18 protein-coding genes are annotated in these 26727 nt (G+C 62.8%); 11 read left to right on the plus strand and 7 right to left on the minus strand.

Annotated features, from left to right (window positions below; translation table 11 throughout):
• Window positions 1–204 precede the first annotated feature (204 nt).
• The 3 genes from SB822_RS15905 to SB822_RS15915 form a co-directional block, all read right to left on the minus strand.
• A complete protein-coding gene (locus SB822_RS15905; protein ID WP_079502909.1) occupies window positions 205–771 on the minus strand; it encodes a carboxymuconolactone decarboxylase family protein in 567 nt (188 codons plus the stop codon).
• Between the two features lie 100 nt (window positions 772–871).
• Window positions 872–1264: a helix-turn-helix domain-containing protein gene (locus tag SB822_RS15910; RefSeq protein ID WP_410855158.1), complete on the minus strand. Its 393-nt coding sequence runs from the start codon at window positions 1262–1264 to the stop codon at window positions 872–874.
• Between the two features lie 238 nt (window positions 1265–1502).
• On the minus strand, window positions 1503–2081 hold the full coding sequence (locus tag SB822_RS15915) for a TetR/AcrR family transcriptional regulator (protein WP_007580031.1): 579 nt from the start codon (window positions 2079–2081) through the stop codon (window positions 1503–1505).
• A 133-nt stretch (window positions 2082–2214) separates the two neighbouring features.
• Here SB822_RS15915 and SB822_RS15920 point away from each other — a divergent pair, with 133 nt between their 5' ends.
• The 6 genes from SB822_RS15920 to SB822_RS15945 all read left to right on the plus strand — a co-directional run bounded on the left by SB822_RS15920 (window position 2215) and on the right by SB822_RS15945 (window position 10036).
• Window positions 2215–2859: a glutathione S-transferase family protein gene (locus SB822_RS15920; protein ID WP_410855159.1), complete on the plus strand. Its 645-nt coding sequence runs from the start codon at window positions 2215–2217 to the stop codon at window positions 2857–2859.
• A 534-nt stretch (window positions 2860–3393) separates the two neighbouring features.
• On the plus strand, window positions 3394–3765 hold the full coding sequence (locus SB822_RS15925; RefSeq protein ID WP_238554572.1) for a hypothetical protein: 372 nt from the start codon (window positions 3394–3396) through the stop codon (window positions 3763–3765).
• Between the two features lie 242 nt (window positions 3766–4007).
• The gene (locus SB822_RS15930) at window positions 4008–5411 is read left to right on the plus strand and encodes an ATP-binding protein (protein WP_410855160.1); all 1404 of its coding nucleotides are present in this window, start codon (window positions 4008–4010) and stop codon (window positions 5409–5411) included.
• Window positions 5412–5575: 164 nt separating this feature from the next.
• Entirely contained in the window at window positions 5576–7237 is a 1662-nt protein-coding gene (locus SB822_RS15935) for an FAD-dependent oxidoreductase (protein ID WP_410855161.1), read from the plus strand.
• Window positions 7234–8625, plus strand: coding sequence for an ATP-binding protein (locus SB822_RS15940; RefSeq protein ID WP_410855162.1), 1392 nt, complete (start codon window positions 7234–7236; stop codon window positions 8623–8625). The genes SB822_RS15935 and SB822_RS15940 overlap by 4 nt, the downstream gene beginning before the upstream one ends.
• Before the next feature lie 427 nt (window positions 8626–9052).
• On the plus strand, window positions 9053–10036 hold the full coding sequence (locus tag SB822_RS15945; RefSeq protein WP_410855163.1) for a M91 family zinc metallopeptidase: 984 nt from the start codon (window positions 9053–9055) through the stop codon (window positions 10034–10036).
• Window positions 10037–10309: 273 nt separating this feature from the next.
• Here SB822_RS15945 and SB822_RS15950 read toward each other — a convergent pair whose 3' ends face one another.
• Together SB822_RS15950 and SB822_RS15955 are read right to left on the minus strand one after the other, a co-directional pair.
• A complete protein-coding gene (locus tag SB822_RS15950; protein ID WP_410855164.1) occupies window positions 10310–12124 on the minus strand; it encodes a murein transglycosylase A in 1815 nt (604 codons plus the stop codon).
• A 41-nt stretch (window positions 12125–12165) separates the two neighbouring features.
• Window positions 12166–14247: a protein kinase domain-containing protein gene (locus SB822_RS15955; protein WP_410855165.1), complete on the minus strand. Its 2082-nt coding sequence runs from the start codon at window positions 14245–14247 to the stop codon at window positions 12166–12168.
• A 224-nt stretch (window positions 14248–14471) separates the two neighbouring features.
• Here SB822_RS15955 and SB822_RS15960 point away from each other — a divergent pair, with 224 nt between their 5' ends.
• The 3 genes from SB822_RS15960 to SB822_RS15970 all read left to right on the plus strand — a co-directional run bounded on the left by SB822_RS15960 (window position 14472) and on the right by SB822_RS15970 (window position 22791).
• On the plus strand, window positions 14472–16721 hold the full coding sequence (locus tag SB822_RS15960; RefSeq protein WP_410855166.1) for a CHAT domain-containing protein: 2250 nt from the start codon (window positions 14472–14474) through the stop codon (window positions 16719–16721).
• Window positions 16722–16729: 8 nt separating this feature from the next.
• Window positions 16730–18442, plus strand: a complete 1713-nt coding sequence (locus tag SB822_RS15965; protein ID WP_086916070.1) for a ShlB/FhaC/HecB family hemolysin secretion/activation protein — start codon at window positions 16730–16732, stop codon at window positions 18440–18442.
• A 122-nt stretch (window positions 18443–18564) separates the two neighbouring features.
• Window positions 18565–22791 carry a filamentous hemagglutinin N-terminal domain-containing protein gene (locus tag SB822_RS15970; RefSeq protein ID WP_410855167.1) on the plus strand — a complete coding sequence of 1409 codons (4227 nt, stop codon included), beginning with the start codon at window positions 18565–18567 and terminating at the stop codon, window positions 22789–22791.
• 33 nt (window positions 22792–22824) lie between these two features.
• Here SB822_RS15970 and SB822_RS15975 read toward each other — a convergent pair whose 3' ends face one another.
• Both SB822_RS15975 and SB822_RS15980 read right to left on the minus strand, forming a co-directional pair.
• The gene (locus SB822_RS15975; protein WP_410855168.1) at window positions 22825–23619 is read right to left on the minus strand and encodes a PP2C family protein-serine/threonine phosphatase; all 795 of its coding nucleotides are present in this window, start codon (window positions 23617–23619) and stop codon (window positions 22825–22827) included.
• Window positions 23595–24326 (minus strand): hypothetical protein, encoded by a 732-nt coding sequence (locus SB822_RS15980; protein ID WP_007580058.1) that lies wholly within the window; start codon window positions 24324–24326, stop codon window positions 23595–23597. The genes SB822_RS15975 and SB822_RS15980 overlap by 25 nt, the downstream gene beginning before the upstream one ends.
• Before the next feature lie 766 nt (window positions 24327–25092).
• Here SB822_RS15980 and tssA point away from each other — a divergent pair.
• Window positions 25093–26127: a type VI secretion system protein TssA gene (gene tssA / locus SB822_RS15985; RefSeq protein WP_410855169.1), complete on the plus strand. Its 1035-nt coding sequence runs from the start codon at window positions 25093–25095 to the stop codon at window positions 26125–26127.
• 79 nt (window positions 26128–26206) lie between these two features.
• A complete protein-coding gene (gene tssB, locus SB822_RS15990; protein ID WP_007740143.1) occupies window positions 26207–26707 on the plus strand; it encodes a type VI secretion system contractile sheath small subunit in 501 nt (166 codons plus the stop codon).
• Window positions 26708–26727 lie beyond the last annotated feature (20 nt).

Raw genomic sequence — 26727 nt, forward strand, 5'->3', positions numbered from 1 at the left:
CTGCGCGCGTCTCGACACGATCGTCCGCCGACGCTGCGGTCGCGTCGTCGGCAGCCGCCAGCTCCGCTTCGACTTCGTGCAGCCGATGCACGCAGAGAGCGGCGATTCAAGGTTCGATATCCAGCGCGTCGACGCCGGCGTCGTGCCATCGCGCCAGTTCGCCTTGCAGCGCGTCGCTATGGATTTCGATGGAATCGATAGAACTCATGCGACTGTCGCCTTCGGTTCCCAGCGATAGGCCGCGAGTTGCGGATTCAACTCGTTATGCGAGAGATTGTTCGCGAAGTTGCAGAGCGTTGCGAGGCTGACGCCGAGTATGACCTCGAGTGCATTGGCGTCAGTAAAGCCCGCGGCGCGGAACGCCGACAGTTCGCCGTCGGAGACTGCGCCACGAGTCGCGATGACAGCGCGCGTGAACACGGCGACAGCATCGAGTCGCGAGTCGGAAAGCGGTTGCTGGCTCCGCACATCCTCGACCAAAGCCTGGGGCAATTGCGCCTTCTTCAGTGCAACGGCAGTGTGTCCTGCAACGCAGAAACCACAGCCGTGTATGCCCGCCGCCGTAATCTGCACGACTTCGCGCTCTGCGAGCGTAAGACCGCTGCGCCCGTTGATTTCTCCGACCTTCATATAGGTTTCGAGCGCGACAGGTGCGTTCGCGAGCGAGGCGACCAGATTCGGCAGAAAGCCGTTGTTATCGAGCGATTTCTGAAGATAGGGGCGGCTCGCTTCGGGCGCGCTTTCGACGGTGTGCAGTTGCAGACGGCTCATGGGCTACCTCTCTGGTAAAGCCTCATTGTTGGCGCTCGTGTGGCAACCAGCAATGCGCGCCTGTCTCAACTTTCTGCTAATTCGTCTCACGGTGAGGTAATCAGTGCGCCGACGTGCGATTCTCGATGGATGTCGCGATGTGGGCAGCCGAAGCGCTTCGTTCTTTTCGGCACGCACCGGGATGCAGGCCGGTGACACGTCTGAAGGTCTGCGCAAAAGCCGAGTCGGATTGATATCCCACCTGTTCCGCAGCATCGAGCGCGCTCGCACCCTGCCGAAGCATTTCGGCCGCGACCTTCATCCGCAGCATGGCCAGAAACTGGGCAGGCGGTTGTCCGCTGACTTCAGCGAATTGCCTGCAGAACCTGGCGCGCTGATGGCCGGCCGTCGATGCACGATAGTCACCGCAATACTGGCCGACATGAAACAGCGTGCTGCGCAGTTCGAGCCCGGAGAGCAGCCAGTCGGCGGCTTTTTCGGCGGTAGTCAACATCGCGGATCGCAAAGATTAGGGCAGGGTTGCCGGTGAACGACTTTCTACGTTACCGCTTCTCCGTCAACTCGCAACCAAGCGATGCTTCAAAGCTTATTCTTGAACGACATATGGCTGGCGTGCTGTTTTCCTCTGATTTATATCGACAGCGATTGCGTCTGGAATGCCTGCGCGTCACTCACGGAGACGCATTCGTGAGTGGCCAGTTTCATCGCCGATAGCCGGCATTCCTTGAGCCTCAGGGAATCAGTCCGTGCGTTCGATACGCGCGCAGCGTCTCATCGAAAACCCGAATGTCGGACCGGCCGCGCGCAATGAGCTGCGCCCCTTCCAGGGCCGCGAAGATCGCCATCGCACGAGCCTTGTTTGCTTTCTTGTCCTTTCGCTCAGCATCGAGCGAAAGCAGGCGAGTCAGCCATTCGACGTTGATATCCATGAATCGCTGTACCTCGACTTTGACCTCCGCGGGAAGATCGTGATGCTCGGCAGCCATGATGCCGCTCAAGCACATGCGGTTGTCGTTTTCGAGGGCTGCTCGAAACACCTTGATGTAGTGGTCGAAGGTCGCGCGCTCGCTCCTGTGCTGCTCGAGCAATCCCTCCAGAAATACGACGGCATCGTCGCTGTATTGCCGTGCGAGCGCCGCGCCGAGGTCGCCCTTGGTCGGATAGTGATGGTGAACGGCTGGGCCCTTGATGCCGACTTCGTTCGCGACCTCGCGAATGCTGAGCGCGTTGTATCCGTGGGCCTGCACCATGTAGCGCGCCACCGCGAGGATGCGGCTTTTCGTGTCGGGAGTATTCATGCGCGCAATCATAGCAGATGACTTACCAACTGGTTCGTAAGCTTACTTATCGATAAGTAAGTCTTGACACAACAGCTCAACCATCTCTACGATTCGATCGCACTTACTTAGCGGTTGGTAAGTTCACTTCGATCAAGGACCAGATATGAAAATCTATGACATCCCCGGGTTCCCGAACCCATTGCGCATTCGCATCGTGCTGGCCGAGAAGCAGCTCGCTTCGCAGGTCGAGTTCGTCAAGGTCGACCTGCCTGCGGCGGAACACAAGCAAGCCGCGTTTTTGAAGATCAATCCGACAGGCACCGTGCCCGTGCTCGAACTCGACGATGGAACCCGCATCGCTGAATGTACGGCGATTACCGAGTATCTCGACAATCTGGACGGCGACCCGATCCTCACGGGCAAGACCGCGCGCGACAAAGGTGTGATCCACATGATGCAAAAGCGCGCCGAGTCGGAGCTCATCGATCCTGTAGGCATTTATTTTCATCATGCGACGGCGGGATTGGGCGATGCGCTGCGCGAATACAAGCATCCGCAGTGGACGGCTCGCGCCGAGTGGGGAAAGATCCAGGGCGAAAAGGCCGTCGCGGGGATGCGATATTTCGATAGCGTGCTCGAAGGCCAGCCTTATGTAGCGGGCGATGCGTTTTCGATGGCTGATATCACCGTCTGGGCTGGGCTGCTGTTTGCGCACTTCGCCAGGATCGACGTGCCGGCCGATTGCAACGCGCTTCGTGCATGGAAAGAAAGGGTCGATGGGCGTGCGTCGGTTGTGAATCCGGCGTAGAAGCTGGTAGGTTCTCATCGGCGGACGGCGAACGCTTAAATACTTCGGGGACGTTTCCGGCGGCAAGGCCGGCTCGCCAGTCCCGGCGTTTCCCGGTTTTTTTCGCGTTGCGTGCACGCTAGTGACGCACATCGGGACTCGCGCCTCATGTGCGCTGCGTCGAGATGCCGAAGAATTCATTCCAGCGTTTCGCAATGGCACGGGCAACATGCGGGCGCGACGCTTTGAGCCAGCGCCGCGTCCGCGCGTTCTCTCATTTTTGCAAAGCTAGAAGTGGAAGCACGTGGGCGACGACGCCCACTATCCCGAAGCGATCCAGACAGCCGAAGCGCGTATTGCCACTGAGCATGAGGCGCCAGCGGTTATGGTGGAATCGGAAGTCCGTTGTCGGTATCTGGTGCGCCTGTGATCGATCGAGCCGACGCCGATCCGAAGCGGCTCTATTTCGGCCACTGACCGGCGAATCACCATGCGATCGGTATGTAGCCTGGAGTCTGTCTGGAAAGGAAGCACACCATGGGATGGACAACGGCCATGAGCACATTCAGCGCATTGACCGAATGGGTCAAGGATATGTGGCCGTTGCCGCTTGTTCTGGCCGCTACTGTGCGCTTCGTTATTGCATGGCTCTTCAGTCGCCGTGCGGCCCTGGACCGGAAACAGCTCGATCTCGAAATCGCACAGCTGCGGGATGACGCGGATCGCGCGGAGCGGGGGAGGGTCCATCTCAAGCGCGAAATCGAGAAACTGATGGCCGACTTCGAGCGTCAGCAACGGGCGGACTCGGTGGCCGTGCAGCACATCGATGTGGCGGACCGTGATCGACTTTCGTCTGGTATCGGCACCGCCGTGTCCGGGTGCCATTTCAGATCGGACTGGTTTCGGCCGCCACCACCATCGCAGTAATCACGCTGTGGCTTGATACGTCACCGTCGCCGTTGACTGCTTCTTTTCGCGTCGTCGCAGCGAACCGATACCAACGTTGTATGTGTTGAGTTCGGCTTGCTCTATCCTGCGCCAGCGCTCCCCGTCGACCCGCCGATCACCTAAACTGAATCAACGCGTTCGAACCCGGCGACATTCGCCGTCGCCGGGGCCTGCAGCCTGTTTGTAGCGCAGGACTTCTGCCCGAGCAGCGAGAGCGAGCCATGATCGAACTCCACACGTTGAGCAAGGTACCCGTGTTCGCGGACCTCACGGAGGATCGGCTGCAATGGCTGCGTGAGAACCTGATCGAGTTCTCCGTCAGTGCTGGCGAGGTGCTGCTGCACGAAGGCGAAATGACCACGAGCCTGCTGATCCTGCTCGAAGGCGAAGTTACGACGACGAGACGCGAAGACGGACGGGACTACGGCGAGCGCTTTCCTGCGCCGGATGTGTTCGGCACGCCGTGCGTGATCGCTTCAATACCTTTCCCGGCCACGCTGACGGCCATGCGCGATTGCCGGCTTGCCCGGCTGCCTGAGGCGGCTTTCCGCGAACTGTTCATGTCGAGCGGTCCGTTTGGGCGTGTCGTCGCGCGCGTAATGACGGACTGGCTGACTGCGCTGGAAACAGCGGACCTCAATCGCGCGAAACTCGCCGCCCTGGGCAAACTCGCGGCGGGGCTCGCGCACGAGCTGAACAATCCCGCTGCCGCGTTGACGCGTGCGCTCGACCACATGCGCCGCGAGTTTGCGGCGCTCGAAGACGCGGCGTTGGCGCTCGGCTGCAATGCCGTGCCGCGCGAGGTTGTTGCTCGACTCAGCGCCCTGGCAAACGGCAAGGCGCCTGACGCCGCGATGAATTCGTTGCAGCGAAGCGAAGCAGAAGTGCGGCTCGGCGACTGGCTGGCCACGCATGGCGTCACGAAGCCTTGGCTCGCGGCACCCGTTCTCGTTGCACACGGGGTCACCGTGGAGGACCTCGGCCCGTTGGCCGGGAGCCTGGACACACGGCAGTTCGATTCCGCCATCGGCTGGATTGCACGCGTGCTGGACCTTCGCTCGATGATGGACGAAGCGATGCAAGGCGCACTGCGCATCTCCGATATTGTGGCCGCGATGAAGTCGTATTCGTTCATGGATCAGGGCCCGCAGCAGGAGATCGACATTCACGAAGGCATCGACGACACGCTGACCGTGATGATGCATGAGATGAAGCGCGGCATCGACGTGATACGCGACTACGACCACAGCTTGCCGCGACTTCAGGTGTATGGGAGCGAATTGAACCAGGTCTGGACGCGGATCATCGAGAACGCGATCGAGGCGATGAACGGGCAGGGCACTATCACGATCCGCACGCGGCGCGATGCCGACTACGCTGTCGTCGAGATCGCCGACAATGGGCCGGGCATTCCGCCAGAGGCATTGACACATCTCTTCGAGCCTTTCTTCACTTCAAAGCACGTCGCCGGGGCGCACGACCATGGCTTGGGGCTCGGTCTGCATATTGCGTACCGCATCGTGGTCAACCGGCACGGCGGCACGATACAGGCGCAGTCTGGTCCGGGCTGGACGACTTTCCGCGTGACACTGCCGTTGAGCTTCAACGTGCCGCCCGCCGCATAGCAAGTCATGTCGAACCGGCCCCATTTCCCGATCGATATAGCAATCACGACCTTGGCGCAGCAGCGCCTACAATGCTTGCAACAGACGCCGCGATTCATCGCTGACGCAGATGCACAAACAGCGCGTAGCCAGCGTTTGAACTGGCGTGAGCCGCTGACGCTGTCATGGAAAAACCCGTAATCCTCGCTGTCGATGACGACCCGATCGTGGCCGGTGCGGTCGCGCGCGATCTTCAGGTTGCGTACGGCGAGCATTACCAGATCGTGCGCATGGAGTCGGGGTCGGCTGCGCTGGAAGCCGCGCAGCAATTGCGTCTGCAAAACCGCTTCATTGCGCTTTTCATCGCGGATCAGCGCATGCCGCAGATGAGCGGGATCGAGTTCCTCGAACAGGCAATCGAACTGTTCCCAGAGGCCAAGCGCGTGCTGTTGACGGCGTACGCGGATACCGATGCCGCCATCCGCGCGATCAATACGGTGCATCTCGATCAGTATCTGCTCAAGCCGTGGCATCCGCCGGAACAGAACTTCTATCCGGCACTCGATGACCTGCTCGCAGACTGGCACGCATCGTTTCGTCCCGCATCGCAAGGCCTCCGTCTGCTCGACCACCGCTGGTCGCCGCAAGGGCATTTGCTGCGCGACTTCATGGCGCGCAATCACATTCCGTTCCGATGGCTCGATGTGGAGCGGCACGACGAGGCCGATCCGCTGATCAACGCGCTTCATCCAGGCATGCGTCAGTTGCCCGTGCTGATATTCGAGGATGGCACCGTGATGAGCCGTCCGACCACCGCGCAGATCGCCGAGCAAGTAGGACTGCGCACGCGCTCGACCACACCTTTCTTTGACCTCGTGATCGTGGGCGGCGGGCCGGCGGGGCTCGCTGCCGCAGTGTATGGCGCGTCGGAAGGACTGCAGGTGGCGATCATCGAATGTGATGCGCCCGGCGGTCAGGCAGGCACCAGTTCGCACATCGACAACTATCTTGGCTTTCCGGCGGGCGTGAGCGGCGCGGAACTGTCGCGGCGCGCGCTGATGCAGGCAAGGCGCTTCGGCGCCGAAATGATACTGACGCAACATGCGGTGGGCTTACGAATCGAAGCGCCGTACAAGTTCGTCAGGCTCTCCGATGGCTCCGAGGTCAGCTGTCTTGCGCTGATGGTCGCGAGCGGCGTGGCGTATCGCAAACTGGAAGCGCGCGGCGTGCAGGCGCTGACGGGCGCGGGCGTCTATTACGGCGCGGCGCTCGTCGAGGCCGTCGCTTGCGCCAATCAGGATTTGTATATCGTGGGTGCCGCGAATTCGGCGGGACAGGGCGCGATGTTCCTTTCCAGGTACGCGCGATCGGTCACGTTGCTGTGCCGGGGACCGTCGCTGAGCGCAGGCATGTCGCACTATCTGGTCCAGCAAATACACGAAACCGGCAATATTCGCGTGCGGCCCCATACCGAGGTCGAAAGCGTGAGCGGCGACGGACATCTCGATGCGATCACGTTGCGTGACGTGCAGACTGGGCGAGTCGAAACGGTTGAAGCAAGCGGCCTGTTCGTTTTCATCGGCGCTGCGCCTTGCACGGAGTGGCTGCGCGGGGTCGTCGAGCGGGACGAGCATGGTTTTCTGCTGACGGGCCGCGTGCTGGTCAAGGGCAGCCGGAGGCCTTCGGGATGGCAGGTTGGACGCGATCCGTATCTGCTCGAAACGAGTGTCCCGGGCATCTTCGCGGCGGGCGACGTGCGCGCCGATTCCGTCAAGCGCGTTGCGGCCGCCGTCGGCGAAGGATCGATTGCCGTGCATTTCATCCACCAGTATCTGGCGAGTCCATGAGCGATCTGTCTACGCTGTTTGAGATGCCTCTCTTCTCTGGATTGCCCGAAGAGCGACGCACATGGCTGCGCGCGAATCTGGACGAATACCATCTGAAGACGGGCGAGATCCTTATGCGAGAGGGGCAGCGAGTCACGCATCAGTTCGTGCTGCTCGACGGCGAAATCGTGACGGAAAAAATGGTGGGCGGGCGGCAAGTGTTCGATGACCGGCGGCCCGCGCCGACCTCGATTGCAGAGACCTCGCTGCTCGCGGACATGCCGCTGCCATTGACCTTCACGGCCGCGACAGATTGTTTTCTGGTCGCGCTTCCCGAGTCAGTGGTCCGCACGCTGCTGAACGAATGCGAGTCCTTCAGCCGTCACATCTTCCGGTCGATCTACGCACGCATCACCGCTTATGACGCGTTCATCCTCAATGGCGAGAAGCTCGCCGCGCTGGGCCGCCTGTCGGCCGGCCTCGCACATGAACTGAACAATCCCGCCGCCGCCGTGGCGCGCGCTGCCGATTGTCTGCGCGAATCGCTCGACAACATGCGCGAGGCGACGCGAGTGCTGGTCGTGAGCGCGATGCCCGCCGAAGTCGTCGATATGCTGGACGGCTGGGCAAGCCGTGCCGTGCTTACCGCCGATACGACGCCTCAAGCTGCATTGCGGCAAAGCGAAGCCGAAAGCGTGCTCGCCGATTGGCTCGCCGCACGCGGGCTTGCCAAACCGTGGTTGATCGCGCCGCAACTCGCGGTGGCCGGGTTCTCGCCGGACGATCTCGAACCCGTCGCCGCGCGCGTGACACCAGAACAATTCGGCGCGGGCGTCCGCTGGCTGGCTGCGACGCTGGAGCTGCGGTCTTTGGGAAACCAGGCCTGGATCGGTGCGGGTCGTATTTCCGAGATCGTGAAGGCGATGAAGGACTATTCATATATGGACCAGGCGCCATTGCAGGAGGTCGATATACATAGCGGCATCGAGGATACGCTGACGATCATGCGTCATAAGCTCAGGCAAGGCGTGTCCGTCAAGCGCGACTACGATCGCATGCTGCCGCTTGTACCCGTCTACGGCAGCGAGTTGAATCAGGTGTGGACGAATCTGATCGACAATGCCGTCGACGCGATGGATGGCAACGGCGAACTCACGATACGCTCGCGCCAGGAAGGCAGTTTTGCGGTCATCGAAATCATGGACACGGGGTCCGGCATTCCGACCGATATCGTCGCGCGGCTTTTTGAGCCTTTCTTTACTACCAAGCCTTTAGGCAAGGGCAATGGCCTGGGGCTTCACATCGCGTACCGGACCGTTGTGCAGCGGCATAACGGCACGATCAGCGTCGCTTCATGCCCCGGCGAGACAAAATTCAAGGTGTGCCTGCCGCTGGCGGCGCGTCATTGAAGCCACGGCGGCGCTTATTGCAGGTGTCGGATCTTCGTCAAGATAGCCGGAACGGGCGCAGCCAAATAGTACGGTCACGCTAAATAGCCATTGCTTTAATTATGTGAAGCTTTCGTGCGCGAAACACATCGGCATACTGGATCGTCGAAACGCCAGTATCGTCGACTTGGATATTCCTCAGCGCGTCCTATACTGATAGTGAGCCGCGCGGAAGCCGGCCCCTGATGCATAACGGACGATCAAGTCGTTCAATGGGGCGCGGTAGCGGGGCCACGGAAACGCCTGTGTTAATACGCGGGCGTTTTCTTTTTGTGGCCCACAAGACGCTGCCATGCAGCAAGTATCGGTCAGCGGGAAGTGCGAGATGACAGGTCGCGAGCGCAGCGGTCCGCGGGTACGGCGAGGCGGACGGCGCAGGAGGCATGACATGACGATGAGAATTGTGGCGGAGACGTACCATGGAAACAGACGCCGCGAGACGATGCCGGATTTCGAGGCCGAAAAATTCAAGAAAGCCGTGAAAAAGGCATTCGAAAAAATTCTCACGTTCAATATCGGGGTGGAACATGGAAGGGAGATCAACAGCGCCGATTGCGATCTCCTCGTGATCAAGGCTGGCCTGGGGCAAGCCAACAAATGCGTGATGGAACGGCAAAGCGCCCAGGATATGAACCAGGCCTGCTACACAGAGGTACTCGCCGCGGAACTTCTGTCCCAGAAGATTCAGGCGTTGATCAACGCAAAGGTCATCACGGCTGCCCACCCAGCCGTGGCGAAGTTCCTCAAATTCTATGTCACGCAGGCACAGGGAGGAAAAAAGGAGCAGTTCACGAAAACGATGGGCACAGGATCAAGAGCGGGAGACTATCCAATAGCGCATAAGTCACCAACGGCAGAAAGGCAGGCCGCCCACGGCACGGACAGAATCCTGCGCAACCGCATTGACGAGTTTGATTCCCTGAAGAAAATTGAGCAGGGCGTCGACTTTGTCCGATCTCTCCAGAACGGCCTTATCGGTTATCACATCATGTCTCATCTGACGCCCGGGGCGGGCACGGGAGCCTTCGTTGTATGGGATCCCGACCAGGCCGACGCGGGTGCGGACCTGCCCCCGTCCGAGCGTGCGGCATGGATGACGCGGCCCAGTTGGATCGCACTGGTGCACGAGTTGATACACGGCTGGCGACTTGTGACGGGACGATGCGTGTTTCGGCCCGAACCACTCATCGAGGAGTATTACGAAGAGGCTATGACAGTCGGGCTGCCGCCGTACGACGGTTGCAAATTCACCGAGAACCGGTTTCGCCAGGTCGGTGGAGAAGCGCTGCGGACGTTCTACGGCCAGAAGACAAAAATCATCAGCGAGGACGCGCAGCGAAAGCACAAGTCCGTTGCCGAGCGGCTTGTTTAACTGGCAGGCCGGACGTCCTTCGTCACAAGGTCCGTGACCCGAACCAATACGTGGGCAAGCACCCCGGCGATCCAATGCAGACCTTCGCTGTCAACTTTCATCAGAAGCCCGGGACGCTGTGCTACTACTACTCCGAATGAAGCGGTCGGCTCTGGTGCAAACAGGTAATCCGGTTGAGGAGTTTCATATGGAAAGGATGCCTTATCGATCAGACAGGGCGGCGTTCCATATGGCCTGTCATGTCGCGCCCCGGATCATTGGAGTGACAAGCCCTCAAGGCGTATCGTCGACGCACAATTCGGGATCGCTGACCAGGCAATCGGTACTCGAAGTCGGCGCGCCGCCGCCTCGCGTTTTCAGCGTCGCGTCCCGCGCGGCGATGGGCAGCCCTTTCGGCAACAGCACCCACATGCGGATGCGTTCCTTCGTTCGGCTCGCCTGGGCCTGCGCGCTTTGGCCAAAGCCATAAAAATAGTCCGCTCTCACTGCGCCCTGAATGGCGCCGCCTGAGTCCTGCGCCATCATCAGGCGGTCGATTGCGCCGGGTGCTTGCGGATCGTCGCGCGTCGAGACGAACACCGGCGCGCCGAGCGGCGTCGTGCGCGGATCGACGGCAATGGAACGGCCCGCCGACAACGCGACGCCCAGTGCGCCGACGGGCCCATTCGGCGAATCGGGAATGAGTCGGAAGAACACGTAGCTCGGGTCCGAGATGGCGAACACGCGCTTGACGGGGGCGTTGTTCGCCGATGCTCCCGCGGCGCCGTCGCCCGTCTTCGAAGCAACGGAGCCTTTCGACATTGCGCCTGCCATGTTGTCGCTGGCAGCGGGACGCGCGGCGGGCGCCGATCCTTGTGGTGTCGCTGCCGCCAGCTTGAAACCGCGCAGCAGCGGCGACACCGGTTCGTCATCGTCCTGCGTGCGGGTGGCAGGCACGCCGCCCGTCGCATCGCCAGGCGTCGGTGGACTAGCGTTGCCGGCGCCACCCGTTGGCGACTCGTCCTCGACGTCTATCTCAACGTCGATGCCACGCACGGTGATCCGCTGCCCGCTGCCGCTGTTCTTGCGCGCGACGGGCGGCAGGAACGGGCGGCCGTTCTGCTCCGCGTATGCGAAGCGGCGCACCGTGCCGTCACTCATGCGCACCTTGCCTGCTCCTTGCACCTGCATCGAGTACAGCATCACGGGGTCGTCGACGTAAGCGAGAATCGGCGCCTTGAGCGCACCGCGCTCGATCTCGGCACGCGTGTAGTACGGCACGATGCGGTCGCGATCGAGCCGCAGACGGATCTTCTTGTCCCGTATGTCTGGAACACTGTCGCTCAGATCGAGCACGTAGACGCCCCTGGTGCTCCCCGGCGTGGTGTCGGTGACGGGGATGACCATGCGGCCATCGATGCGCGCGGTGCTCGCCGTACCGCGCGCGCTATCCGGCAGGCGACGGGCATCGAGGTACAGCATATCGTCGGGTGTGCCGTAGACCGGGTAGAGGAAGGCGCCGCCGTACTGCCGGCTGCCATTGAGCAGCGGCTCGTAGTAGCCGGTCAGCGTGCCGTCGCCGCTCTTGTCTGTATTGCGGATCTGGTAAGCGTTGAAATACGTCTCGAAGAACTGGCGGATCGCGGCGACGTTGCGCGCATCGACCGAGCGTGACGCCGCGCACGGCTCTGACCAGCCGGCACGCGAGCCCAGAACCGCACAACTGCGTTTGAAAGCGTCCCATGAGCTGCTGAGGTCGTCGGTGTTCCAGCCGGGCAGATCAGCGAAGCGGGCCGATGCGTAGTACGCGTGACGGGTGGAGAAGGCGATGCTGCCGCTCGCGTTTGCATCCGGCGCAGGCGCGGCAGCGGATGTCGCAGGCGCGGCGGACGTGGTCGCCACCGTAACCGGCGTGACGGGTACCGCTTGCGTCTGCGTGGACGGAAGCGGCGTTGCAGGTGCGGGCGACGGCATTGGTGACGACACTTGCGCCGCTGGTTGGGGTGACGGCGTGCCCGCCGGTCCGAAGGTCGTCGTCGAGGCGGGCTGGTTGCCAGCACAACCCGCGAGCGCCGCAACCACACAGAGCATCCAACGTACGTTGTGCATGCTGCCTCCTGCGCCCCATGCGTGGACGTCTACCTTGTCCGCTACGTCGATGACCCGACGACGTCGATCGTGAAAGTTGCCGCGCCGAACGTGTCTGGACACTGGGTCGCGCTCGCTGTGCAGCGCGGCTTGCCGGCGAACGGCGAATAGCTGACTGTGCGGCGTATCGCGGCGGCGCGCTGCGCTTCCGCGGGAAAATCCGCGAACACCGATTCGCGTTGCAGCCCGCCGTCTGCAAAGTCGCGCGGCGCGGATGAGACCAGCACGAGAAAGTGGTTCGGGCCAGCCGGCGCGCCCGCCATCATCGGCCAGCTTGCGCGCGGCAACGAAAGCGTCTGGCCGGCGGCGATTGCATTGTTCTTGTCGAGTTCGTTCGGAAACAGCATCAGATATTGCCCGGCGGGGTCGACCATGAAGACGTACACGTAGCCCGCGCGATTGCTGCCGACCCTGAATTGCAGATGATCCTTGCTGATGCGCGCGGTGGTGCTGCGCGTGTTGGCCTTGACACTGATCGACGGGTCGGCAAGGGAGACGATCCGGTCGAGTTCGCCGCCGGGCGTGTAAGGCGGTAGCGCGGGCGCGGCGCTTGGTATCGGGTTCGTGGTCGTATTTGCGGCAGTGCTGACGGGGGCGCTTGCAGACCCGCTTGCCGACGGCGCCTGCATGCCGGTGCTCGCCACCTGTGGAGTGGACGGAACGGGCGGGGTCACGGTCTGCGCGTGCTCCGCTCCCGACGCCGTCGGATGGCTGCTGCCTGCAGCCACGGTGGTGGAGGGCAGCCGGGCGATCGTTGAGGGCCGCATCGCGAACCAGCCTCCAAGTCCCGCCAGCCCGACGACGACGACCGCGCCAACCGCTATTGCCGTGGAGCGCCGGCTTGTCGTGCGCGACGCGTCGGCCGCCGTGGCACCGGAGCCGGAAGCCCCCGGGCTGTCACGGCTTGCCGTGCCCGATCGAAGCGCGCCGCTCGCCTCGCGGGCCGGCACGCCACTGCTCGCGGCAGGCGCTGCCGTACGCGGCGAAGCCAACGCGCTGGGCTCGTCATGGTTTCCGTCCTGACCGCTCAATGCAAGACCCAACTCCGTTGCAAACACCTGCACGCTCTGCGGCCGCTCTTCGGGCCGCACTGCGAGCGCGTGATCGATAGCGCGCAGGAAGGCGGGAGAATAGCGGCCTGACGCTTGCGTCTCGAGCGGCACGTAACTGTCACTCATCATCCGGCCTACCGAGGGCGGCGGCGTCTTGCCGACGATCGCAAAGTAGACGACCGCGGCGAGCGCATAGATGTCGGTCCACGGCCCCTGTTTCAGCGACGGGATTTCCGCATACTGTTCGACGGGGGCATAGCCGGGCTTCAGGATCACGGTCAGCGCCTGTGTCATATCGCCGATCACGCGCCGCGCCGCGCCGAAGTCGAGCAGCAGCGGACGCCCGCTGTCCTTCAGCAGCAGGATGTTGTCCGGCGCAATGTCGCGGTGGTAGCACTGCGCGCGATGCATCACGTCGAGCGCGCTGACGAGCGACGTCAGTAACGCGCGCAGCCACGCTTCGTCGGGCGGCCCATTCTTCGCTCGCAGCGCGTCGCGCAGCGTGACGCCTTCGTAGTACGGCATCACCATATAGGCGGTGCTGTTCGCTTCCCAGAACCGGTAGACCTTGACGAGCGAATGATGATCGAACTGCGCGAGCAGGCGCGCTTCGTTGACGAAGCTTTTCAGGCCCGCGAGAAAGGTTTCCTTGTGGCGCTCGGAGCGCACCGTGACTTCGGCGTTGCTGCCGCGCGAAGCCAGTGAGGATGGCATGTATTCCTTGAGCGCGACGTTGCGGCCCAATTGGGTGTCGTGAGCCAGATAGACGATGCCGAAGCCGCCTTCACCGATCAACCCCTTGATTTCGAACTCCGCGACCCGCGTGCCGACGGACAGCGCGTGATGCGACTCTGCGCCCGCGAACGTCGACGGCGGCATGATGGTCGCGCTATCCGAGCCCGCTGGATCGACGCCCACCGGCTGGCTGTCGGGCTCGGGTGGGTGTGGCACGATTACCGTCTTGTCATCGGGGCTGTTCATCGGGACGGGATTCACAGGAAAGTCCAGTCGCGCGGCGCTGCGAACGAGCATGCGCCATCCCCACGCGCACGTGCGTGTATCTACAAGACGAATCACGCGGCCGTTTTTGAAGCGACGGCCTCCGGCGTCCCAGGCCGTTTTCAAAATGCGCGTACACAATCGTTTCTTTAGAAAGAGTTGCAGGCATTTCTGGCGGCGCTCGCTCTGGCCCGCACACCCTCGCAGTCACAACGGCTCTCCGGTCGCGTCCATGGACCTTCCAGCAGGAAGACGATGTGAACGAACTCATAAGAATCCCGATGTCCTGCGTAGCGCGCATCGCGAGGCGTGCAGTGCAAGGCGGCACTACGCGCTTGCGTGTCAGGGCGCATGCCGGGTCGCGCATGATGGGCATCGCTGCGCTCGTCGTCTGTGCAACATCGGGCGTATGGGGCAGCGCGTTCGCGGCCGCGCCAGCCACGCCTGCCAGCGGCGCCGCGCCGGGCCTCGCGCCCGAATCCCAAGGCTTTCGACAGGCGACCGAGCGCGAACGCGATGCCGAAACGCTGCAGTCGTTGACGGCCGAAGGGCGTCTGCTGCTCTCGCGTGATCGCGTCACGCTGCCCGCGTACGACTATTGCAGCATGGCGGTATCGGCGGCCGAGCGCGGTGACTTCCGCGACAGCGTCGAGGCGGCCGCCCGCGCGCTGGTGATGGCGCAGCGTACCGACAACGCCGATCTGGTCGCGCTGTCGAAACGCGACCTCGCGATCGCGTACAGCTACGCCGGCGATCTCGACGACGCCGAGAAATACGCACAGGAAGCGCTGGCGTCGACCCCGAAAGCGCCCGAACAGGTGTTTGCGCCCGCCAACAAGGTGCTGGGCGACATCGCGCTGCGCCGCGGCCATCCGCAGGATGCCATCGACGCCTACAACCGCGCGCTCGAAACGGCGTCGCCGCGCTACCGTCCGCTGGTGCTGCTGTCGATCACGAACGCGCAGATCGCCGCGGGCGACACGGCCGGCGCGCGCAAGACCTTTGACGCCGCCAGTCCCGCGCCGAGCGCGGACCTCGCGCCGGAGTACCGGCGCATCGAAGGCAACCTGCTGCTTGCCGAAGGCAAGCCCCAGGACGCGCTGCTCGCGTTCACCACGCTGCTGTCAGAAAGCGGCGGCAGCGACGCGAACTACGACCGCCTTTGGGCACACGAAGGCATTGGCCGCGCCGACCTTGCGCTCGGCCAGAGGGCGAGGGCGCGCGAAGCCTATCTGCAGGCCGTGGACGATTCGGAGAAAATCCGCGCGCGCTTTCGCAGCGAAGAGTTCAAGACGGGCCTCTTCGGCGATACGCAGTCCGTGTTCGAAATGGCGATCACGCTGACGGTCGAAGTGGGCGACTATGCATCGGCGTGGAGCCTGTCCGAGCGCAGCCGGGCGCGCGCGCTGCTCGATGTCGTGCGCAACCGCGTCGACGCCGGCGTGAACGACCGTCAACTGAACGGCGATGTGCCGGGTCTCGACGTGGTGCGTAACGGATTGAAGCCAAACGAGACGCTCGTCGAATATCACAACCTCGAGAAGTCGATCATCGTGTGGGTGATCCGCAACGAAGGGCTCAAGGGTTATACGCTGCCCATCGCGCGCGCCGACATGGATGCCGCCGTCACCGATTTCCGCAATGCCATCGTGCGCCGCCGGGCAACCGCGATCACTTATGGCGACAAGCTCTACGCGCTGCTGATCGCGCCCCTCGGATTACGCGCCGACGACCGGCTGATCATCGTCCCGCACGGCGCGCTGCACTATCTGCCGTTCCAGGCGTTGCACGGCCCGGATGGCTTCCTGATCCAGCGCCACGCAATCGCCCTGGAGCCTTCGGCGAGCGTCGCAGTGCAGCTCGCCACGCGGGAGCTGAAGGTGGCGAGCAATCTGGTCGCATTCGGCAATCCGACGATCGCGCCCGCCTATGCGCTGCCCGGCGCCGAGGCGGAGGTTCGCGGCATCGCGCCGCTGTTTGCGCGCCAGGAAGTGTTTCTGCAATCCAGCGCGACGCGCGTGAGCTTCCGCGACAATGCGCCTACGGGCCGGGTGCTGCATGTCGCCACCCACGCGGAGGCCGACACGATCGACCCGTTGCATTCGCGCATCCTGCTTGCGCCCGCGACGCAGCCTGCCGACGGTCCCGACTCGCTGCTCGCGAAAGACATCTACAACCTGAAGCTGAACAACGTGTCGCTCGTCACGCTGTCGGCGTGCGAGACGGGGCTTGGGCGGATCGCGCGCGGCGACGAGATTCTCGGCTTCACGCGCGCCTTCTTCTATGCGGGCGCGACGAGCCTGATCGTGTCGATGTGGCCTGTGGCCGACGAATCGAGTGCGCTGACCATGCGCACGTTTTACTCGCAGCTCGCCGACGGTCATGAAGCCATCGACGCGATGCGGACCGCGCAACTCGCGGTGATGCAGAACTCACAATTTGCACATCCGTTCTTCTGGGCACCATTCGACCTGATGGGAGGCTGGCGCCTGAGCATTGCGCGCTAAGAAGAACAATGAACAAACTCCGACTGATTGCCGCGGCGATGGCGTGCAGCGGGACGATCGCGTGGGGCCAGACGTTGCCTGGCGGCCAGACGCTGCCGGGCGGCCAGACGCTGCCGAATGCCGGCAGCATCCTTCAGCAAACCGCGCCGCGCGACACGCGCCCGGCGCCGCCAGGTGGTGCGCAAGCGTTGCCCGCCGTGCCGCAGGCGGGCGCACCGCCTGTCACAGCACCCGGTCCGACGTTCGTGCTCAAGGGCATCACATTCAAGGGCAACGACACCATTCCGTCCGACGAGCTGCTTGCGCCTGTGCGTGACCAGTTGGGCAAGCAGATCGGCTTTGCGGATCTCGAAACGATTGCCGCCAAGGTGACGCAGGTCTATCGCGCGCGTGGCTATCTGCTCGCCCAGGTGGTGATTCCGCAGCAGGACGTGAGCGCGGGCACGGTCGAATTCACCGTGCTCGAAGGACGCGTCGGCCATGTGCGGCTCGATATCGCGGCGGGCACGCCGATCCGCGAAGACGTGGTGCGTGCACGCGTCGCGCAGATTCCGACGGGCCAGCCGCTGCAGCAGCACGATCTCGAACGCACGATGCTGCTGCTGTCGGACCTGCCGGGCATCGTCGTGACCTCGGCAATCGAAACGGGCGACGAGCCGGGCACGGTCGATCTGACCATCAGCGTCGCGCCCGCCAAACGCTGGACGTTTGCCGTCGACCTCGACAACTACGGCGCGCCTTCGAGCGGCACCTGGCGTCTGGGCGCGCTGGCGCGGCTCAATTCGCCGTTCATGATCGGCGACAACCTCGACTTGCGGATTCTGGCCAGCGAGCGGCTCGATACCGTGTATGGCCGCATCGGCTATGAGGCGCCCGTGAATGCATATGGCACGCGCGTGGGTGTCGCGTTGTCGCGGCTCAACTATGCGCTCGGCAAGGATTTCGCGTCGCTCGATGCGCAGGGCGAGGCAACCGTCGTCGATCTGACGGTGACCCATCCGCTGCTGCGTACCCGCAACCAGAACCTGCTGGCCCGCGCGAACCTCGAGTATCGCGACCTCATCGACAACATCGGCGTGGTGGACCTGCACAATCCGCGCTCGCTGATCGAGGGCAGCGTCGGTCTCAGCTATGAAAGCCGTGACGCGTTTCTGGGCGGCGGCTTCAATAGCGCGGACGTGGAGTTCCTGATCGGCAGCCTGCATTTCAGGAACGCGGCGGCCGAGGAACTCGATGCGTCGGCGTTTGGGCGCAACACGCATGGCACCGAGGTGCGCGCGACGTTCTTCGCAAACCGCCTGAATGCGGTGACGGAACGCTTCAGCATGTTCGCGGGCATATCGGGCCAGTGGGCCGGCACGACACTCGACAACTCGTCGCGATTCCTGCTAGGCGGGCCGCATGCGGTGCGCGCCTACTCGCCGTCCGAGGGGCTCGTCGACGAGGGCTTCGTTGCGACGGTCGAAGGACGGTACGCCATCAATGCGAAAGCGACGGTGTTCGGCTTCGTCGACTTCGGCACCGGCTGGTACAACGCCAACTCGCGGCCGGAGCAGGGGCCGAACATGATCACGCGCAGCGGCGTCGGCTTTGGCGCGTACTGGGTGGCGCCGGGCGGCATCGCGCTGCAAGGCACGGTCGCCTGGCGCACGACCGGCTCGGACACCAGCGGCGACGACAAGGTGCCGCGTTTTTATGTGCAGTTGACCAAGACGTTCTAGTTGTTCTGAAGACGCCCGACTTCCTGCTTCAGTTCGCAGACGTTGCGCAAGCAGCAAGGGTGGCGCAAGCGGGATGGCTGAGTGGTGGTTGAGCCGGGCTCTGTCCGGCGCGGAGGTTTGCCATGAACAAACCATGCAGTGTGCCGTTGCGGGTTGCCGGCACGATCGTTTGTGCTGCGGCTACGCTGCTTGCCGGGTCATACATGTCGTCGCTGCTTGCGAACCCGACGGGGGCGCAGGTGGTGTCGGGTACGGTGAGCGTCAATGCGCCCGCAGCCGGGCAGATGAATATCACGCAGAAAACGCCCAAGGCGATCGTCAACTGGAACACCTTCTCGATCGGCGCGAACGAAGGCGTGACGATTGCCCAGCCGTCGGCCGGGGCGGCGCTGCTCAACCGCGTGATGGGCAACGATCCCAGCGTGATCGCTGGGCGGCTGCAGGCCAACGGCAAGGTGTTTCTCGTCAACCCTGCTGGCGTGATCTTCGCTCCCGGTTCATCGGTGAATGTCGGCTCGATGGTCGCGTCGACGCTGAATATTTCGAACGCCGATTTTCTCGCTGGCAACTATCGCTTCGTCGGCACCTCCGGCGCGCCCGTCAGCAACGCCGGGACGCTGACGGCCGGGACGGGCGGCACGATCGCGCTGCTCGGCGGCAGCGTGAGCAATTCGGGTACTGTGAGCGCACGCCTCGGTACGGTCGCGCTGGGCGCGGGCAACGACATCACGCTGGACTTTGCGGGCGACGGGCTCACCACGCTGAAAATAAACCAGGGGGCGGCCAACGCGCTGATCGGCAACACAGGCACGCTCGCCGCCGATGGCGGGATGGTGGTGATGAGCGCGCAGACGGCCGATGCGCTGGCGGGCACCGTGATCAACCAGCAGGGAATCGTACGTGCGCAAAGCGTCGCCGAGCGTAACGGGCACATCGTGCTCGATGGTGGCACGAGCGGTGTCGCGACGGTCGGCGGCACGCTCGATGCGACGGGTGGCGCGGGCCTGACAGGTGGCCGGATCGACGTGACAGGCTACAACCTTGCGCTCGTGGACGGCGCGCGCGTCGATGCGAGCGGTGCGGCGGGCGGCGGCACGGTGCGCTTCGGCGGCGGTGCGGCCGGGCAGGACCCGACCATTCGCAATGCCAACGCACTGTGGATGGCGCCAACCGCAAGCATTCATGCCGATGCGCTGACCAATGGAAATGGCGGAAATGTGGTCGCGTTCAGCGAAACGGCGAGCCGGATCTACGGCACGCTTTCTGCGAGGGGCGGGGCGCAGGGCGGCAACGGCGGCTTGATCGAAACATCAGGTCACTATCTCGATGTCACCCGCGCGACCATCGATGCTTCGGCACCCAAGGGGAAAGGCGGGACGTGGAAGATCGATCCCGACAATATCGCCATCGTGGCGGCGGCATCGGGAACACCGGCGACCGAGACGCCGCCGAGTAATGGATCACCGGCCATTTTCACGCCTGCGGGCACGGACAGCGAGGTGGTCAATTCCCTGATCACCGACCAGCTGAATCAGGGCGTTTCCGTGACGATCACGACGGTCGGCTCGACACCCACCAACTTTTCATTGGGCGACATCAACATTCAGGCGCCGATCATTGCGGCGACACCGGCAAGTCCGACCACCATCCCAACCCTGACGCTGAACGCGCTCGGTTCGATCGTCGACAACGGCCAAGCCATCATGTCGACCTTGGGGCCGCTCAGTATCGCGCTCAATGGGAACGTGGGCGGAACGAATACCTTCAGATCCGTCGCGATCAACAACACGACGGTGACGACCAATGGCGGCAGCTTCACAGTCAACGCGGCCGGGTCAAGCCCCGTCATCATCAACAACTCGACGGTCGATACCGGCGGCGGCGCGCTCACGCTCATCGGTACGACGACGCAGGCGGAAGACACGGGCGTCAATATCTTCGGCAGTCTGCTCACCAGCGGTGCCGGTGCGACGACGGTAACGGGCAACGCCACCGGCGGCGGAGGCAGTGAAGGCGTTAGTCTATCGAACAGCTCGGTCACTACCACGACGGGCAGTATCAGCATCAACGGGAACGCGCCCGGCGACTTCGGCAATGGCGTCCGGATCTCGGGCGGCTTCACACCTGCCGGCGGCACCGTGGCCGGTCCTGCCGTCAGCAGCTCGGGCGGTGCGATTGGGATTACGGGCAACGCACCCGCGAATGGGGCGCTGGGGCTTTTTGTGTCCGACACGTCGGTGTCGAACACGACAGGTTCGATCAACCTGTCCGGCAGTGTCACCGGCGATACCGTGACATTTGTCGACGGCGTTCAGCTATTCAACGCGAACGTAAGCACGACCAGCGGCAATATCGGCATCACGGGCACGGTATCGTCGGCGCTCAGCAACAGCTTCGCGCTCGACCTGCACAGTACGTCGGTCCAGTCGACGAGCGGCAATATCCAGTTGATCGGGCAAAGTGTCGGGGTCCCGTCCAATGCGTCGGTGCTTGGCGTCATTTTCGAAAACAGCATTTGCGAATGCACGGGTGCGGTCTCGTCCGTCACTACGGGCAGCGGCACCATGAGCATCTACGGCAACGGCACGGGTCCGTTGACCAATGGCGTGCAGATCACTGACGGAACGCAGATCGTTTCGAACAATGGCGGTCTCATTGATATTCGCGGCACCGTGAGCGGACCGTCGGGCGGCAGCAGCGCGAACCTGCCGGGCGATGTCGGCGTGCTGATCGCCAATGGCGACATCAAGGCAACGGGGCAAACGGGCACGATCCAGATCGCCGGTACGACCAACACGGCCGATCCTGGCCTCGCGATCGGCGTGCCGCCATTCTCGGGAGGCGGCACGGCGCTCGTCGGCGCCGCGCTGCTGGCCGACCCCACCGTCTCGACGGCGCACCCTGGCTCCATCGTGTTGCGCGCGTCGAATGACGGCACCACCAGCAGTCTGTTCATCAGTAACTCGACGTTGTCGTCGCCCGGCGGCACGTTGTCGATCATGCCCGCGACGGTCGATCCGAACACGTTCGCGATCGTCGCGCAGAACGCGACACCGATTACGCTGTTCGGCACAGGCGGTCTGAGCATCGACGCGGCGACGTTCTCGACGTTCTCTTCGATCCCGAACATCGTGCTGGGTTCGACCACGCAAACGGGGCTCATCACAGTGAACGGCGTTTGCGCATCGGACAGCTCGGTCTGCGTGCTGACACGCCCGGGCCTCTTGAACAATCTGACGCTGTCCAATCCGGGATCGGGCAGCCAGGGCATTACGCTTCCATTTGGCCTTTCGACGCCCGGCCAAACGCTCACGCTCGTTTCCGGCGGTCCCGTCACCGACCCGGGCGGCATCCAGGCGGCGAGCCTGCTGCTTTCGGGGCCCGGCACCTTCACGCTGACCGATCCGCAAAACGACGTCGGCGTGCTGGCGATGGTCAACGCCGGCAACGTGAACTTTACGAACTCGCACGGCTTCGTCATCGGTCCGGTGGTCAGCCGGACCTTCAATTCCGACACCGGCCAGTTGATTACGCTTGATGGCACCAACTCAACGTTGACGGGCAACCTCATCGCTCAGGCCACGACGGGCAATATCGGGCTGGGCGGTCCGGGCACCAGCCTGAGCGCGGGCGGCACGATCGATCTGGTCATGGAAAGCGGTCTGTTCAACGCGGCGGGTTCCGGCACGATCGTTGCCGACAACGGCTGGCGGATCTGGGCGAGCACATGGGTGGGCGAGACGCGCGGCAACGTTCAGCCCAATACCGCGCAGCCCAATTTCTATGGCTGCGTATTCGGTGCTGGTTGCAGTTGGGGCGGTACGGTGCCGACCACGGGCAATCATTACGTCTATATCGCAAGACCGACCGTGACGGTGACCGCCGATGGCAAGACGCGTATTGCCGGTGCACCCAATCCGGTGTTCACGTTTACCGCCAGCGGTCTGCTCAACGGCGACACAGCTGCAGGCGCGCTGACGGGCACGCTCACGTCGCCCGCCAACCAGAATTCACCGCCTGGGAAGTATCCAATCCTTTCAAACCTCGGGTCGAGCGTCGGCTATATCGTGATCGAGGTGCCAGGCACGCTGACGGTGACGCAGTTGATCGATCCTGTTTCGCAAGCCGGCTTGCAGCAGTTCTTCAGCAACCAGGAGCAAACCTTCGTCTACGAGAACAACCTGCAGGGCACCAACATCTGTATCGGTTCGAATCAGCCGCTCTTCACCACCGCGCCGCCGGGAGACACTCAGGACATCCTCGCTGTCGAATGGAAGCGCGTGCGATCGCAACCCAACCTGAACAGCTGCATGTTGCTGAACGGTCAACATGGATGCGGAGACTTCTAGCGTTATCGTGCGCGATTCAGGCAGGCGGCGCATTCATGAAGGCGCCACCTGCAGCACCGTAGACTGAGTGTCGTCCGGATCGTCGACCCATACGGCCAGTGCGCTGAAGTTATCGTGGCTGGCGGGCGCGATCTTGCGCACGCGCGCAGCGAGCGCGCCCAGCCATGCGTCGGGGGTCGCGGCTTCGCCAAGCGTCTCGCCCATGTAAGTCTCGTCGACGTACTCCCACAGCCCATCGCTGCAAAGCAGGAAAGCATCGCGATCGAGCAGGCCGAACGTGCCGTCGAAGCCGACGATATCCAGATCGCCAGCTGTGCCCAGCGCGGCGATCAATACGTTGCGGCGCGGATGATGGCGCGCCTGCTCAGGCGTGATCAGGCGCGCGTCGACCATCTCCTGAACGAGGCTATGGTCGCGCGTTTGCACGCTGACGTGCCCGCCACGAAAACAATAGAGCCGTGAATCGCCGCAGTGGGCCCACGCTGCCGTGCGCAGTTCGCAGTCGATCGCAAGCAGCACGACGGTCGAGCGCATATCTTTCAGCGCAGCGTCGCCGCGTGCCTGTTCTTCCAGGATGTTTGCGTTCGCGTGGCCGATCGCTTTGACGAGGCGTTGGCCCGTCGGCGGCAACTCGGCGACCGTCAGGTAGCGCAGATCCGCGAGCACGCTATTGACGACGATCGCCGATGCCGTATCGCCGCCGCCGTGTCCGCCCGCACCGTCAGCGAGCACGCAATAGTAAAGGCGCTCGCTCGACCAGTCGCCCAGCGCGTCCTCGTTGCGCTTTCGGCCGCCTGGGTCGCTCAGGCTTGCTGTGGCAAGTTGCACAGGAAGCCTCTGCTCGGATCGGGTTCAACTGCCGGGGCGCGCGACTGTTCGGAGAGGATGCCCAGAACGAACAGGATCGCGACGCGATTCTCCGCGGCGATGTCGATGCCGAGCGTGTGCTGGATCCACTCGCCGATGCTGGTCGCCGCGAAATCGGCCGGCAGTGAGCTTTTTTTCAGCGTTACGCCGAGCTTGCGGGCGCGATAGTGATACGACGCAATCCGATAGCGTGCGGCGATCCGCGACAGCCCGCCCTTTTCATTCGACAGCCAGCCCAGACTACCCGCCAGCAGCAACTGGTCGAACTCGTCGATCCCCGCGATGAAACGCGCCGCGGATTCCCGCACGGTTCGCTCGTCCAGACCGTACTGCGCCAACACCGAGCCGACAGGATCGCTTTGCACGGCCGCTTGCTGCTCGACCTCGGCTAGCACGTCGTCATCGTCGAACGAGACGTTGCGTTGATGACCGGCATTGCGCAGGCAGTCGATCAGATAGCGGCGAAAGTACGCGCACACCGCATGACCGTTCGATGGCGCGCTATGCAGTGGGAAGGCTTCCGGGTGCGCATGCGCGGCTTCGAGCCGGAAGACCTTGAAGTAGATGAACTGGGAAATGAGTTCTTCCTTGTCTTCGCCTAGCGCCTGCAACTCGAACGGGTGATATCCCTGCAATGCGCGGCGCACGACTGTATAGATCGAAGCCATCTCGTCCTGATTCAGGCAGGTGCGCCTCTGCCACAGGTCCGACAACGCACTGTCGCAGACGCTATCGGCCGACCGTGCGCTTTCAATGTGTGTCACATGTCACCCCGCATGATGAGCACAGCGTCACGCTGTGCAGATTTGAGTACCCGATGTGCGTCTGTTCGATTGGAGCAGGGGAAACCGGAATGCGGATACGACTGTCAGCTCACTGTTGTCGAGCGTGACTCAAAGAGACAGTTATTCACTGCGAAACTGCGCAAGGCAATGCTCTAGGTATTGCACATCAGACAACAAAACCTATATGAGGGTTTACCTTGTCGCATTCCCTGGCGCGACTTTTTCAATTTCATAAAGCTGAAACGTTTGTTGATGGCAATCACGTTGATTGATGAGTAATTTGTTATCAATGGATGGACGATGATGCATTCCGTTCGATGAGCAGAAGACCGCAGGCCGCGTACATCTTGCGTTTTTTTCAGGTGTTTAGAAACTGTTATTTCAATCGGATTTGCGGGTCGTTCCTTTCAAGTTTGTGACCACGGCGGCGCTCCTTTTCTTTTAAATATTGCGTGCTATGCTCATATCGGTCTGTTGTGAAATGTTCGTAGAGGAACACTGCGGCATCGCGTATTTTTATCGGGATTCCAAATTTGATTTGTTGTAAATCGGTTTGAGGAAGACCGGATTCGGAAGTTAACGTGGCGTGACGCGTCGCGAGGCGTGGGCACGCTAAAACTATTCGTTTCAGACTGAAGCCGACACAACAATGGCCACGCTCGATGCCGGGGTACTGCTCGCCGAAATATCGCCTGACAGTCCCTGCGGGGACGATGTCGAGTACGACCCGATGTTTCTCGAACTCGAACAGGTCGTGCATGGCAAACCGGAAGTTCAGTATGGCGACACCGTAGTCGCCGCCACACCGCCTGACTGGAAAGCAGCCCAGGCCCTTGCGCTCGAACTGTTCAACAAAAGCCGCGACCTGCGCGTCGCTGCGCATCTTGCGCGCGCGGTCCTGAACCGCCAGGGCTTCACTGGTCTCGCAGAAGGGATGGCGTTGATCGAAGGCCTGCTCGAGCGGCATTGGGATCACGTCTATCCGCAACTCGACCCTGACGACGATAACGATCCGACCGCGCGCATCAATGCGCTCGCCGTGCTTGTCGAACAGTCGGGAATGTTGCTCGATGTGCGCGACACAGCGCTTGCCGCGTCGCGCACGCACGGCATCGTCAGGCTGCGCGATATCGAATATGCGACGGGAGAAACGCCCGTACCCGATGGCGTCGAACCGCCATCGCTCGCCTCGATCGACGCGGCCATCGCCGACGTGCGAGACGAAGCGGCGACTACGCACGCCGCGTTGCTCGCAGCGCGCCAAAGCAACACTCGCATCGAAACGCTGTTGACGGAACGCGTCGGCGCAGCCCAGGCGATCGACCTGTCGCCGCTGTCGCGGCTGTTGCAACAGGCGGCCGGCTTCCTTGGCGAGCGGGTCAGCGACGCCAATGAGCAGACAGCAGGCGAAGCACCCGTCGGCGAGGGCGTGGATGATGCAGCCGCCGCCCCAGGCGCGGCAACGCGTGCGGCGCCCAGTGGAGAAGTCAACAGCCGGCAGGACGTCATCCGCCTGCTGGACAAGATCTGCGCGTATTACGAAAAGCACGAGCCGTCGAGTCCGGTGCCGTTGTTGCTGACACGGGCGCGCCGTCTGGTGGATAAGAGCTTCATCGAAATATTGCAGGACCTCGCGCCGGAAGGTCTCGGTCAGGCCCGGCAGGTTGGCGGTATCGAAGAATAGTCGTCGGGGAGTTGCTCAGCATCGTAACTGATACGCTGCTCCGCCTCTCGACGGTGCAGCTTCAACCAGGGGAACTGTCGTGGCCAAGGAAAGCAGTCAGAAATTCATTGCACGCAATCGCGCGCCGCGCGTGCAGATCGAGTATGACGTCGAGGTTTACGGCTCGGAGAAGAAGGTGAATCTGCCCTTCGTGATGGGCGTGATGGCCGATCTCTCCGGACAGCCAGCGGATCCGCTCGCGCCGGTTGCGGACCGCAAGTTTCTGGAAATCGACGTCGACAATTTCGATGAGCGCTTGAAGTCGATGAAGCCGCGCGTCGCGGTCCAGGTGCCGAACATGCTGACGGGCGAAGGCAATATGGCCGTCGACATGACCTTCGAGAGCATGGACGATTTCTCGCCTGCGGCAGTCGCACGCAAGGTCGACGCGCTGTCGAAGCTGCTCGAGGCACGCGGCCAGTTGCAGAACCTCTTGACTTACATGGACGGCAAGACGGGCGCCGAGGAATTGATCGCGAAGGTGCTGAACGACCCGGCTTTGCTGCAATCGCTCGCATCCGCGCCGAAACCACAGGAATAAGCGCGACTAACAGTGGAGTC

The sequence above is a fragment of the Paraburkholderia sp. SIMBA_054 genome, assembly GCF_046534875.1.
Lineage (GTDB): Bacteria > Pseudomonadota > Gammaproteobacteria > Burkholderiales > Burkholderiaceae > Paraburkholderia > Paraburkholderia hospita.